General features: G+C 43.9%; 12 protein-coding genes. 5 read left to right on the top strand and 7 right to left on the bottom strand.

Annotation, left to right across the window (positions count from 1 at the left end):
* Window positions 1–71 precede the first annotated feature (71 nt).
* Together C7Y66_RS18050 and C7Y66_RS18045 are read left to right on the top strand one after the other, a co-directional pair.
* Window positions 72–365, top strand: a complete 294-nt coding sequence (locus tag C7Y66_RS18050) for an NIL domain-containing protein (protein WP_015156491.1) — start codon at window positions 72–74, stop codon at window positions 363–365.
* 193 nt (window positions 366–558) lie between these two features.
* Window positions 559–2,076, top strand: a complete 1,518-nt coding sequence (locus C7Y66_RS18045; RefSeq protein ID WP_106546655.1) for an aminotransferase class I/II-fold pyridoxal phosphate-dependent enzyme — start codon at window positions 559–561, stop codon at window positions 2,074–2,076.
* Between the two features lie 55 nt (window positions 2,077–2,131).
* Here the strand turns inward: C7Y66_RS18045 and C7Y66_RS18040 are convergent, their stop codons facing one another.
* Together C7Y66_RS18040 and C7Y66_RS18035 are read right to left on the bottom strand one after the other, a co-directional pair.
* Window positions 2,132–3,865: a hybrid sensor histidine kinase/response regulator gene (locus C7Y66_RS18040; RefSeq protein ID WP_106546654.1), complete on the bottom strand. Its 1,734-nt coding sequence runs from the start codon at window positions 3,863–3,865 to the stop codon at window positions 2,132–2,134.
* A gap of 17 nt (window positions 3,866–3,882) precedes the next feature.
* Window positions 3,883–5,679: a PAS domain S-box protein gene (locus C7Y66_RS18035; RefSeq protein ID WP_106546653.1), complete on the bottom strand. Its 1,797-nt coding sequence runs from the start codon at window positions 5,677–5,679 to the stop codon at window positions 3,883–3,885.
* Window positions 5,680–6,042: 363 nt separating this feature from the next.
* Here C7Y66_RS18035 and C7Y66_RS18030 point away from each other — a divergent pair, with 363 nt between their 5' ends.
* On the top strand, window positions 6,043–6,354 hold the full coding sequence (locus C7Y66_RS18030; RefSeq protein ID WP_015156495.1) for a hypothetical protein: 312 nt from the start codon (window positions 6,043–6,045) through the stop codon (window positions 6,352–6,354).
* Window positions 6,355–6,413: 59 nt separating this feature from the next.
* On the opposite strand, the gene C7Y66_RS18025 is transcribed toward C7Y66_RS18030, so the two are convergent.
* The 3 genes from C7Y66_RS18025 to C7Y66_RS18015 all read right to left on the bottom strand — a co-directional run bounded on the left by C7Y66_RS18025 (window position 6,414) and on the right by C7Y66_RS18015 (window position 10,544).
* Window positions 6,414–6,638, bottom strand: coding sequence for a DUF1344 domain-containing protein (locus C7Y66_RS18025; RefSeq protein WP_015156496.1), 225 nt, complete (start codon window positions 6,636–6,638; stop codon window positions 6,414–6,416).
* Window positions 6,639–6,786: 148 nt separating this feature from the next.
* Window positions 6,787–8,559 carry a S8 family peptidase gene (locus tag C7Y66_RS18020; protein ID WP_106546652.1) on the bottom strand — a complete coding sequence of 591 codons (1,773 nt, stop codon included), beginning with the start codon at window positions 8,557–8,559 and terminating at the stop codon, window positions 6,787–6,789.
* A 386-nt stretch (window positions 8,560–8,945) separates the two neighbouring features.
* Entirely contained in the window at window positions 8,946–10,544 is a 1,599-nt protein-coding gene (locus C7Y66_RS18015) for a helix-turn-helix domain-containing protein (RefSeq protein WP_106546651.1), read from the bottom strand.
* 235 nt (window positions 10,545–10,779) lie between these two features.
* Here C7Y66_RS18015 and C7Y66_RS33035 point away from each other — a divergent pair, with 235 nt between their 5' ends.
* On the top strand, window positions 10,780–10,905 hold the full coding sequence (locus C7Y66_RS33035; protein WP_255410009.1) for a hypothetical protein: 126 nt from the start codon (window positions 10,780–10,782) through the stop codon (window positions 10,903–10,905).
* Between the two features lie 92 nt (window positions 10,906–10,997).
* On the opposite strand, the gene modA is transcribed toward C7Y66_RS33035, so the two are convergent.
* The gene (gene modA / locus C7Y66_RS18010; protein ID WP_015156499.1) at window positions 10,998–11,804 is read right to left on the bottom strand and encodes a molybdate ABC transporter substrate-binding protein; all 807 of its coding nucleotides are present in this window, start codon (window positions 11,802–11,804) and stop codon (window positions 10,998–11,000) included.
* A gap of 251 nt (window positions 11,805–12,055) precedes the next feature.
* Here modA and C7Y66_RS18005 point away from each other — a divergent pair, with 251 nt between their 5' ends.
* Window positions 12,056–12,265, top strand: coding sequence for a molybdopterin-binding protein (locus C7Y66_RS18005; protein ID WP_015156500.1), 210 nt, complete (start codon window positions 12,056–12,058; stop codon window positions 12,263–12,265).
* Here C7Y66_RS18005 and C7Y66_RS18000 read toward each other — a convergent pair.
* The gene (locus tag C7Y66_RS18000; protein WP_106546650.1) at window positions 12,239–12,907 is read right to left on the bottom strand and encodes a trans-aconitate 2-methyltransferase; all 669 of its coding nucleotides are present in this window, start codon (window positions 12,905–12,907) and stop codon (window positions 12,239–12,241) included. The two genes, C7Y66_RS18005 and C7Y66_RS18000, sit on opposite strands and share 27 nt — an antisense overlap.
* Between the last annotated feature and the right edge of the window lie 38 nt (window positions 12,908–12,945).

Below are 12,945 nucleotides of genomic sequence, written 5' to 3'. Positions count from 1 at the left end.
TTAAGGCTATAGCTTGTAGAGCTGCGATCTCAGATCTCAGATGTAAAAACTAACCTTTATGGGAGATAACTATGGCGATTCCAAGCGATGTGGAATTAGGTACGCATAGACCAACTCAAACTCGGCTCAAGATTCGCATACCCAAAGGCTTGCATAGCGAACCAGTCATTTCTCGCCTCACTTCCCAGTGTGGGATTACTGTAAACATTTTAGCGGCTTTACTGAGTGCGAATGGACGCGATGATGGTTGGTTCGATTTAGAACTTCATGGGACAAAACCTCAGATTGGCAACGCAATTACCTATTTGAACGACTTGGATTTAGAAATTTGGGGACACTCTACGCCAGAAGAAGACGGCTGGTAAGCAAGTTAAAAGCTAAAAGTCAAAAATTCGCAGGGATGGGTTTAGCTAGAATCCTGAATAACTAACGAAGATCTCTCACTAAAACTCGCCCGTACAAATAAAAGTACGATTTTAGTGGGGCGATCGCGATCGCGCGTGCAGGTATACATGCATATTGTTATACGATCGTCTTGACGCTGCTAGTGTATGCCTGATGGAATTTGACATCATCTCTCAAGCCAAAACTCCAATTCTGGAGGCTCTTTGGCAATGTGCAACTCGAATCAATCATGCTCCTTTCTATACCCCAGGACATAAACGGGGAGAAGGAATCACCCAGCAGCTAGTGAATTACTTTGGTAAAGCCATATTTAGTGCTGACTTACCAGAATTGCCGGAGTTAGATAACCTATTTGCACCCCAAGGAATCATTCAGGAAGCGCAAGAATTAGCCGCAGTCGCGTTTGGAGCGGAAAAAACCTGGTTTTTAGTCAACGGTTCAACTTGTGGTGTAGAGGCAGCAATTTTAGCAACTTGTGGGGTAGGAGATAAGATTATTCTGCCGCGTAACGTGCATAATTCAGCGATCGCAGGTCTAATTCTCTCTGGTGCTGTCCCTATTTTCATTGCTCCTGCATACGATCCGGTGCTGGATATCGCTCACAGCATCACTCCTGAAGCAGTAGCCGCAGCCTTAGCCGCACATCCCGATGCCAAAGCGGTGTTGATGGTATATCCGACATATTACGGTGTATGTGGCGATCTAAATGCGATCGCTGCTGTAGTTCATCAACATAATATTCCTTTATTAGTTGACGAGGCGCACGGTTCCCACTTTGCCTTTCATTCCGAATTGCCTACCCCTGCCTTAGCAGCTGGCGCAGATTTAAGCGTACAGTCAACTCATAAGGTTTTAGGGGCATTGACTCAAGCTTCAATGCTACACGTTAGCGGCAATAGAATAGATCGCGATCGCCTAAATAAATCCTTACAATTATTACAATCTACCAGTCCCAGTTATTTACTTTTAGCCTCCCTAGATGCCGCACGGCAACAAATGGCATTATACGGCGAGGAATTGATGACGAAAGCTTTGCGCTTAGCTGATGAAGCCAGAAACCGGATTAGTCAAATTCCCAATCTTTCAGTTTTACAGCTGCCAGCAAAAAACTCAGGCTTTGTTGCACTTGACGAGACGAGACTTACCGTCACTGTCTCCGGTTTGGGGATCGCGGGATTTGAGGCGGATGAAATCTTGCATCAAGAATTAGGCGTTACAGCCGAATTACCATCTTTACAGCACCTCACGTTTATTATTTCCTTGGGCAACACAGTAGCAGATATCGAGCGTCTGGTAGAAGGTTTTGCTGTTCTGGGTGAAAGATCTACACAAGTAAGTCAAAAGTCGAAAGTTAAAAGTCAAAACCAACTCCAAATTCCGAATTCCGTCAGCCGAAGGCGAAGCGAAGCGTTATTCCGAATTCCGAATTCTCTTCTCACACCGCGTGAGGCTTTCTTTGCTCCAACAGAAACACTACCATTTCATCAGACACGCGATCGCATCAGTGCAGAACTTATCTGTCCCTATCCTCCAGGGATTCCTATTTTAATGCCAGGAGAAATCATCACCTCAGAAGCATTGGAATACCTACAACAGATTCAAGTCAGTGATGGATACATTACCGGATGCACCGAGCCGAGTCTCACTCAGTTAAAAGTAGTTAAGAAGTGAGTTACTTTGTAGAGACGTTACATGTAACATCTCTACACTGATAACTGATAACTGGTCACCGATCGCTGATAACTGCTCCCTGCTCATCAGGTAATTCCATAGTGAATGTAGTCCACCCTTCCTGACTTTCTACCTGAAGCGTTCCTTGAAGGTGTTCTACCAATTTTTGTACTAAAGTTAATCCTAATCCCGTACCCCCTTGTTTCCAGCGATCGCTGTTGTGAATGCGATAAAATTTTTCAAAAATCTTTGGTAATTCTGTTGCGGGAATTTCTGCTTGGTTGCGAACGGTAAAGATCGTGCGTGTAGTTGGTAGTTGGTAGTTGGTAGTTGGTAATTGGTAATTGGTAATTGGGTGGTGCGTGGTGCGTGGTGCGTGGTGCGTGGTGGGTGAAGAAAGGTTATGGGGTGTGGGGTGTAGTGTTTTTTCTCCCTCAGCTCCCTCAGCATCATAAGCTCCCTCAGCTCTCTTCTCTCCCTCAGCATCATAAGCTCCCTCAGCTCTCTTTTTCCCTGCTGCCTGATAACTGACACTAACGACTATCATCCCCCCTTCTGGAGTATACTTACAGGCATTGTTTGCTAGTTCGGCGATCGCTCGCTCCAAACTGGCGCGGTCTGTCAAGATTTGCGATAGATTAGGATCGAGCCGAATTTCTAGTAATTGTTGATTTTCTTGGGCGCGAATCAGAAAAGGCTCCATAATTTGAGGTAGCCATTCTTGTAAGTTAACCGCTTCTTGTACGAGGGTGGGATAAGACGCTGTTTCTAATCTTTGCAGATCGAGTAGTTCGGTAATCAACTCAGCTTCTCGATTGCATTCTGCTTGCAAGATTTCTAAATATCGCTGTCTTTTTTCACTACTAGGAGAAGTTTTTAACATTTGAATTGCCATTTTCATGTTGGCAATCGGTGTACGTAACTCATGAGAAACAGTGCTTAAAAAATCATCTTTGAGTTCGTGCATCTTCTCCATTTGCACCAACATCTGTTCTTGCTCGATTTGTTTTTGGTGCATAGCTTCGACCTGCTGTCGTTCGCTAATATCCTGAAAAACTAACATCGTGCCTACAATGTTTCCTCGATCGTCTTTAATTGGCGCAATGCTGTCGTCAATGGGTATTTCTAAGCCATTTCGATCGATCAGTTGCGATCGCTCTGAAATCTCGACTGTTATTCCTTTCTGTAAAGCTTGTTGAATTGGGTGTTCTGATATAGTTTGTGTCGGAATAATTTTGACAACTTCTGTTGCTTCTTTACCGCAGGCATCTTGTCGATTCCAACCAGTCAGAGCTTCTGCAATTGGATTCATCAAAGTAATTTTTCCTTCTGTATCGCTAGCAATTACGCCATTATTAATACTTTTTAATACAGTTCTCAACCAGTATTTGTTTTGTTTGAGATTTTGTTCTACTAAATATTTATTTAGCGCGATCTCGATTGTTGTTTTTAGTTCTTGCTCTCTAAAAGGTTTGACAATATAACCAAAGGGGTGTGTTGCCAGCGCTCTAGTGACAATGTATTCGTCGGAATTTGCAGTTAGATAGACCACAGGAAGCTCGAAAGTATGATGTAAAATTTGAGCTACCGCTATGCCGTCCATATCTCCTTGCAAGCGAATATCCACGAGTACTAAGTCTGGTTTGAGTTCGCTAACTTGTGCGATCGCTTCTTCTCCAGTTGCGACAGTTTTACAGACATGGTAACCAAACTTCTGTAGCCGATTTTCTATATCTTTGGCAACGATCCCTTCGTCCTCAACCACCAATATTTTTGCTGAAATATTCATTCTTTTGTAAACTCAGTCTAGATCGAAAATCTCACTATGAATTCCGTACCAAAATCTTTTTTAGTTAATTCAATATTTCCTTTTAGCTGGTTGGTTAATATATAGACTATTTGTAGTCCTAAAGATTTAGTATTTTGCCAATCAAGTTCTAGTGGTAATCCAATTCCATCATCGCTGACCTTGAGAATGACATGATTATGAGTTTGAGGTTCTTCAAATTGAACTGCAATACAAATTTGCCCAAATTGCCTCTTTTTGAAAGCATGTTTCATTGCATTTGTTGTAAGTTCGTTAATAATCAAGCCGCAGGGAATAGCAATATCTATACTTACCCAAATTGGTTCTGTTGCAAGTTTTAAAGTAACTCGCTTGCAATTGAGTTTAGCAGTGTCATATGTACTGGATAAATTATTAACTAGTGTTTCAATATAATCAGCTAAATTAATTTGAACGCAATTTTGAGATTGAGAGCGATACAAGAGATCGTGAACCAGAGCCATAGAAAAGATCCGAGCCTCACCCGATTTTAGAATTTCTAGCGTTTGGCGATCGCTGACATAGTTTGTTTGTAAACTAAGCAAACTAGAAATCATTTGGAGGTTATTTTTAACGCGGTGGTGAACTTCTTTCAACAAAAAATCTTTTTCTCGTTCTACAGCTTGAATGCGTGCTGCTGCTTGCTTCTGCTCGGAAATGTTGCGATTAATTCCAGTCATCCAGATCGCTCGATCGGCATCATCATAAAAAACTTTACCTTGTCCCGCCAACCAACGAATATTGCCATCAGCACTAAGAATGCGAAATTCTTGCTCAAATTCTCCCGTTCTTTCCAGCGCGCGGGTAATAGCTTCGCTGAACGAAGCACGATCTTCTGGATAAATCCGATCGAGAACAGCTTCGTAAGTACCTGCAAATGTCCCAGGTGCGAGATCGAATAAAGCCTCTTGTTGCAAAGACCACTTAAGTTCGTGCGTATGCAAATTCCAGTCCCAAATTCCTATCTGCGATGCTTCTAAAATCAAATGCAACCTCTCTTGACTCTGGCGGAGCAACTCTTCACTACGTTGGCGATCGCTAACATCGCGCACGACTTGAGAAAAACCTTGAATTTCTCCGCTACTATCTGTGAGAGCTGTCGTGACGACATTTGCCCAAAACCTAGAGCCATCTCGTCGTATCCGCCAGCCTTCCGTTTCCATTCGCTCTTGCGCGATCGCTGTTTGTAATTCCTGTTGGGGAATACCGCTTTCTATGTCGGTATAGGTGTAAAATCGAGAGTAGTGTTGCCCGATCGCTTCTCTAGCTTTATAACCTGTAATTCTAGCCGCTCCTGCATTCCAACTGGCAACTATGCCATCAGCATCGAGCATGAAAATTGCGTAATCTTTCACTCCCTCAATTAGCAGACGGAAACGTTCTTCACTTTGGAGTAAAGTTGCTTGGCAATGTAACGCTGCGACTTGGCTCTGTTGCGCTCGCACTTTAGCAGAGTTGAGGATAGCAATAGCAGTACAGATACAGATGGCTTCGAGAACGAAAATCGTTAGGTGCAAGCCTTGCTCCCAACTCGCGATGGATAGCACGTATTGAGGAGGGAGGAAAAAATAGTTGCATAAGATTGCTGCGAGTGCTGTTGCTGCTAATCCCGCTCCCATTCCACCACACCAGGCGCTGACCAAAATCGCAATGAAAAACAGCATAAATGGGCTTTCTTTATCGATTAGGGTAGCGAGAAAGAGCGTGACAACTAAGGCGATCGCCACTGTCAACACTGCTACACCGTAACGCCAAAATAGAGATTTACGCTTAACCACTGCTCAGAAGTTTTTCCATAAAATCATTAGATCGGCTCCAGATAATAAGCATATCTGTTTCTCGACTTGATTTTGTCCGTAAATTCTCTGAAGTCGCTTAGTAATAACAGCAAACCTTCATCTGCGTCCCCGTGCTTCCCCGCTTGCACGAGCGCTTGCTCCTGTGATAAACGTAACTCAGTAATTGTACTGAATTTAAAAGCTATGTTGCGATCGCATCTGTAGTTTTTATGCAGTCGCTTTTATGTCAAAGGCGATCGCAATTCTATAAATGTCGATTGCTAGTAAACTTGATATAGTTTAAGTCCGATCGATTCGATTTGAGAAACTTTTTAACTATTCAACTATCGGAGGTTGCAAGTCATGGCATTAGCAGTGATTAAATTTTCGTCTGAAGACTGTGGAATTTGCCATAAAATGTCTTTCTACGATCGCAAAGTTAGTGAAGAATTAGGCTTAGAATTTATCGATGTCAAAATGCAAGATACGACAACTTATCGCAAGTATCGCAAGATTTTATTAACTCAATATCCAGATAAAGCCGAAATGGGATGGCCCACTTATATTATTTGCGATACGCCAGAAGGCGACTTCAAAATTGTGGGCGAAGTCAAAGGGGGTCATCCCAAAGGGGAGTTTAGAACGCGCTTGCAAGAAGTCGTGTCTGCTAACTAATGCAGGAAAGCAAAAATTCGTAGGGTGCGTTATTTAACGCACTCTACCAGAATTCTCTTTCAGACTATTTCAAACGATTTTACTTCTAAGACGGGACCGATCATCGCTAGGCTCATCACATCTTCTTTTACCTCTCCAGCAACTTTCACTTTTTGTCCGTCCTTCAGCAATTCCTTGGCAGTCCCTCTAGGAATCTCATATGTCGTGCCGTCATCTGCAACCAAAGCCCAAGCCCCAGTACCAATATCGCGCCGCTCGATCGTCCCTGTAATGTTAATACTCATCTTATTCGATCCATGTCGTATTACTACTCTTATACTAGGGGCGCTTGAGCTAGGAGCTACGGGAACCAGGAAAATGAGACACAAAAATCCCCCCTTTGGAGTAAGGGGGGTCGAGAGATGTTGCGTCTCTATCGATCGCTGGTCACTGTTAACTGACTAAGCTTCCTTCACCTTTCATTGCCAACCAAGCGATCCCATAACAGGCTAAAGCATTACCGATCAGAAAAGTACGAGCGATCGCCCCACTTCCCAACCAGCCTAAATCGGGTGCGATAAAGGCACTGATTAACAAGCAGCTAGCGACACCTAAAGCTGTACCGACAGCAAATTTCTTCCAACTCGGATTTCCCAGCAGTAACACGATTAACACGAAGGGAATCACTACGCTGGCAAAGAAGGGGTTTAACTCAGAGTATCCCTGAATGGCGCTACCGAGTTCGGGAATGGAACTGCCCAGCAAGCGGAAGGGCCATTGAGGTAGGTCGAAGATATAAAAGCCTTTGAGGAAGAATAAACCCGAACTGCCTGTAACTAACCCCCATGACAGCGACCAACTCCAGGTAAAGGGGAAGTAAACCCGCAAGAACCAAGCCAAGAGGTAAGAACCGAGTACCATCAGGACTTTAGGTAATAACGCCACTGCACCACCATCAATCCAGAAACGGGGGTTGAGGTAGCCGTTATCCCGCAGCCAGCGGAAGAAGTCTTTGAAGGTAATTTGTCCGCGCACGGCAAGTTTCACGGCGGCGGATGCATCTAAATGTCCCGCACCGTAGTAGTTGAGTCCGTCATCTTGCACGACTCTGGCGGACTTTTGCAGAACGCTTTCTACTTCATCTGGGTCTTGTATCCCAGCAGCTTTAACTAAGGCGGCGACTCCGGCAACGTGGGGAGATGCCATGCTGGTTCCTTGGAATCCGGCAAATACTGGTTCTTCCGTATCTGGATCGATAGTTTCTTGGACGATTTTGCCGGAATTACTGCCACCAGGAGCAGAAAGATCGATTCCTGCACCGAAATTAGAGTAGGGGGCTTTTTCTCCCGCTGAATCGATCGCCGAAACTCCAATTACGTGAGGATAGCGGGCAGGGTACTCGGCAGCGTTGCTATTGGCATTGCCAGCAGCGGCGACGACTACGACACCTTTTTGATGGGCATAGGCGATCGCTTCTTTCATCATTTCGCTTTCACCACCACCACCTAAGCTCATATTAATTACGCCTGCGCCGTTGTCAGCAGCAAAGCGGATGGCTTCGGCAATATCGGAGGTCGTACCCGTACCACCTGCACTTAAGACTTTCAGGGGCATGAGCGTGGCTTCATAAGCCACACCTGCGACACCATAGTTATTATTGGTTGATTGCGCTACCGTACCTGCTACGTGAGTCCCATGCCCGTTGTCGTCATCTGCTGCAACTTTATCATTTACAAAGTCGTAGCCTTCGACGAATTTGGTATTTTTCAGGTCTGGAACTTGACTAATGCCCGTGTCAATCACAGCAACGGTTACGCCGCTACCTTTGGTTTCATCCCATGCCGACTCAATGCTAATACTACGCATGTTCCATTGCTGACCGTATTGGGGGTCGTTGGGAACCTCATAGGCGCGGTAAATGTAGTTAGGTTCGATATATTCGGTAGATTTAGCGATTTTGGAGTTTCTCAGGCTAGTAAGAGTCTGGCGATCGCCTTCCACGACATATACATTATCTGCTGCGGAAAACTCACTATTAAGCCGAGGCTTGACTTTGTATCGCTGCGCGATCGCGTTTAATTTAGCTTCTATCTCCGTATTCGGCACATTTTCCCGAAAATCTAGCACAATGGACTGATATTCGCCTTTAGCTGCCAACCCTTGAAAGCTTGACAGAGCAAACCACAGCCCGCCAATAAACAAACACAGTAGAATAAACTTTTTCATACCTGCAATCCATCTGTACTGAAGCGGCAGTAGCTTAATCTACAAGATAACTCATGCGATCGTCCTACAAACAAATGTTGCAGAATTCTTACAGTTATCAGTGGCTGGTGGCTGGTGGCTGGTAGCTAGAAGAAGAGTTTCACTCTGCTAGCCAATGCGTTACTATCCACTCACCATTAATTCTCTAAATCCCATTACAACTTTAGTTGCTTGAGGGCAGTTTGCAGACTTTCAGCGATCGCTTCAAACTAGCAGGAATTACCATTCCAACAATAGCAATCCTATTTGATTCATGAACGTGGAGCAGGCTTCTAGCCTGCGGCAGGCTAGAAGCCTGCTTGACAAATCATTTAGAACTGCTAAAGCGCAGAGACCCATAATTCAAGTCAAGCATTCATCCCTAGCGCTTTTTGCAATAATATTCGATCTTCTAACTTAGCTTGAAAACGTCCATTTTCAATATCGCGAATCCAACTCTGGCTTTTACCCGTTAGCTGGGCTAAATCTCTTTGGCTCAATCCCAGTTTTTTTCTTGCCTCAATAATATATTCAGTAGAGAGGGCTACTTGCGATTTTGACCTAGTTTTGCGGTTCGTCGTTCGTTGCTTCTTCTTAGATTTCGCGAGTTGTTGTTCCCACTCTGGAGGCAGTTCAAAATGTAAAATCCGAGCATTCATTAATCGATTCCACTTACCACGAGGGGCAGCATCGGTCAATCGAGTGCTATTGCTACCATCATCAATCCAAAATTCTAATGCAGCTTCCGCATCTTCTGGAATATCGACTAACTTAGCCCACAAAGGTTGAATCTCTGGTGGATAGGTCACAGGATCGAATACAGGCTTGAGTCCGTAGCGATCGAGTACCTCTAAATCGCTTTCAAATATTCTTAATAGACGTTGGCGATTCTCCGGTTGCAAAGATATTTGGCTCAGTTTTCGCTCGCCGTAGGCTACTCTCATGAGAGTGGGAATCGTAACGCGCTGCTCTTTACCCATTTTGGTTTTAAATAGCAACCATAGCATCATCCGCGCTGCACCCTCATGCTGCTGCCAAATACTCATCACGGCGCTGAGTAGGGCTTTGGGTAAAGTACCGTACTGATAGAATGCAGTCCGCTCTTTGCAACCTTGCCGATTCAGAAAATGCTGCGCCCACTGACCGATTTTAATTTTGAAAGTCAACCCAACCAGATGTTTGCATCCCAAATCGTCTTCTTGAAAGTGATGTTGAGTGTCCAGTAAATGCCACAAACGACTTTTTTCCAGCCGAATTCCCTTAATCTTTCCTTGTTGGGGCAGATCGATACAAGCTATTAGCTTGCATGGTTGTTGGGCAAGTTCTTTAATGAGAACGAGTTTAGTCAGTTTGCTCAGGTCTTTGCGCTTGTCCAGTCCCAAGTATTCCTCAATCTGTCGGTCATTGATAATGAATTCCTCTTCCCAAGGACGCTCTAAGCTTGTAACATGAGCGGCGTAGATTAAGTGCAAGCAAGCAGATCTAATATCAAATGTCTCGATCGCAGATAATGCTCGATCGCCTTTAAGCGCAACTGGCGGTTCCAAATCTAAGCTGTCTGTAATTCGGAAGGCGATCGCACCCTTACCTCCATGAATTTGCCGCTGATAGTACAACTCTCCCGCAGCATCGATTTCCCAAGTAAGAGAGCGTCGCTGTGCTAGAACATTGCATAATTCCCAACTAGCGATCGCGGAAGCAAAAGGATGACTTTTACCGTCGGGAAAAAGATCGAGGCTAGGTACGGTTCTAACATCAATCTTGCATCTACCTTTCTTCGCTTGCCAAGGAACCGGAGAGTTGACAGGGCAAGAGTCTACACACTGCGGTGCTAGGGAATCCTGGCAGTCATGACACAAGCTGGGATCGATCCAATACTCACCCTCGATAATTTTGATCGCACCTGTAGGACACTGAGGCAGGCAGTTGTCACAACGAATGCAGTGCTTAGTAATGGCGTAAGGCATGTTATTGCGCGGTTCTTTTTCAAAAGATGCTAGCTTTGCTGAGTGCTATGAATACGCGATCGCTGAAAATTTTCTCTACTAAAATTTGAACTCCTCGCCATCCAAGAGTTTTTCTCGAAGCTATGCTCTTACGAATTATTTATAGTAAATATATTTAATCTGCAAGTTCAGATATTTTTGTTCGCTTTGAGCCATTAAATAAAGTCTTAATATTTTAGTAAAATCATTTGAGGCGATGCCTACGGCAAGGGCAAAACCCCATGCATCTCCTAGTGACAGCCCAGCTTACGACCAAATTTTATCTTGGTATGCTGTTGCTGATGATGTCAATAATCTACTGCAATTGGCAGCACAGAACTGAGAAAATACGGCTGAATCAGAGTACTTTATCAAATAGGTATTAGCGATCGCCTCAGATAATCTAGACGTTCTCGTTTCTACCTATCGCTATTTTTACGATGCTTTGGCTATGCCAAAACCGTATTTCTCAAACACGGTTCTTGCTTGCTTATCAGTCAAAAACTGAATATATTCTTTGGCAGCATCAAGATTTTTACTACTACTAATAATGGCTATAGGATAGACAATCGGAGAATGTAAGTTTTCCGCTGCTGTAGCCACTACCCGAACTTTATTTGAGAGTTTGGCATCTGTGGTATAGACAATTCCAGCATCAGCATTGCCACTTTCTACAGCAGCTAGTACATTACGGACATTATTGCCAAACACTAATTTTGGTTTAACTTGTGATAGAATTCCTAACTTCTTGAATAGTTCCTCGGAATATTGTCCGACTGGAACGCTGCGGAATTCGCCTACAGCAATTCGTTTTATGTTAGTATCTGTTAATTGCTCGAACTTATCGATCTTCAGATCGGAATTACTCGACACAACCAAGACAAGGCGATTAGTTAGGAGGTTGCGGCGGGTATCGAGAAGAATCAAATTTTTATCCTGCAAGGCATTCATTTGCTTTGCAGCGGCAGAAAAAAAGATATCTGCTGGCGCACCTTGTTCTATTTGTTGTTGTAATGCCCCAGAAGCACCAAAGTTATAATTGACTTCGATCTTCGGCTGAGTTTTTTGAAAAAGTGGTTGGGCTTCTTTTAAGGCATCTTGGAGGCTAGCAGCAGCAGATATAAGTAAGTTTGTATTTGCTTGTGCGACAACAGGAGATGGATTGAGCCAGTTGAAAATAGTTGCTAAAATCAGCGCGATCGCAACTCCACAAATAAAGGCAAAAACATTTTTTCTTTTCATAGAATCTTCAGTTCAATATCTACTTTATCTACAAAAAATAACTATAAATTATAGTAGAATCTATATTAGATATGCTTTATGGATAGATTAGATTAACATATACTTACAATGAGTCAATATGTAGGAACTACTAATCCTTAAAGGAGATGATGAGGCGATCGCTCGGCAATAAAAAGTAGTTAAATTTACAGTTTAACGAGCGTAAATAGATAGAAGATCGAGCTAACAAAACATATACAAAAGATTGACAAATGAAGATTAGCGCCCGCAATACATTGAAAGCAACTGTAAAAAAAGTTGTACCAGGAGCCGTTAATACTGAAGTCACGTTAGAACTTGCGCCTGGAGTGGAAATAGTTGCAATTATTACAAAATCCTCGGCTGAAAGCTTGGGACTTGCAGAGGGTAAAGAGGCTTACGCTGTCGTTAAATCATCAGACGTTATGGTTGCAGTTGATTAGTCGATGAGTCAATTGCTGTTTGCAAGCAACAATATGAAAGATATGCCAGTGCTTTTGTTCGCCTAAAGCAGTCGTGCCTGGGTGTTCTTCTTCTTGAAACCACTCAATTTTGAAAGGTTGGAGCAATTCTTCTACTTGGGCGCGGGTATGATGGCTCATGTTAGGGTAAACTGCCCAAGAGTCGCGATCGCCAAATAATTGACCGCAGAAACGTCCCCCAACCCGCAATGCTGCGATAATTTTGTTCCACAAGCTAGGAAAATGTTCCGGCGGACAAAATGGTAGGCAAAAGCTGGCATTAATGAGATCGACCGATTCTGGTAATACTAGATCTTCAAAGCGCATCACCAGAGTTTCTAGGCGACGGAGATCGATGTCAGGACGACTTTGCAAACGGGCGATCGCTTTTGCTTCTCCGTCAATTCCTAGTACCCGCCAACCCCGCTTCAGCAGTTCCGCCGTGTCTCGTCCATCTCCGCAGCCCAAATCCACTGCAAACTGTGGAAATTCCTGAGATAATGGCTCAAACCTTGTCAACGCCGATAGCAGAGTTTCTCGCGGCGGACGACCTTCTACTGCTTGGTAGTAAGCAGACCAATTGGGCTCAAAAACCAGGTTTTCTAATTGGTCGTTCGTAGACATAATTCAGGGACAAGGGGGACAAGGGGGATAAGGGAGAC

Origin of the sequence: Chroococcidiopsis sp. CCALA 051, from assembly GCF_003015105.1 — a bacterium.
Classification (GTDB): Bacteria; Cyanobacteriota; Cyanobacteriia; order Cyanobacteriales; family Chroococcidiopsidaceae; genus Chroococcidiopsis; species Chroococcidiopsis thermalis.
Note: the sequence above shows the minus strand (reverse complement) of the source record. Positions and strands in the feature narration are given on the sequence as shown.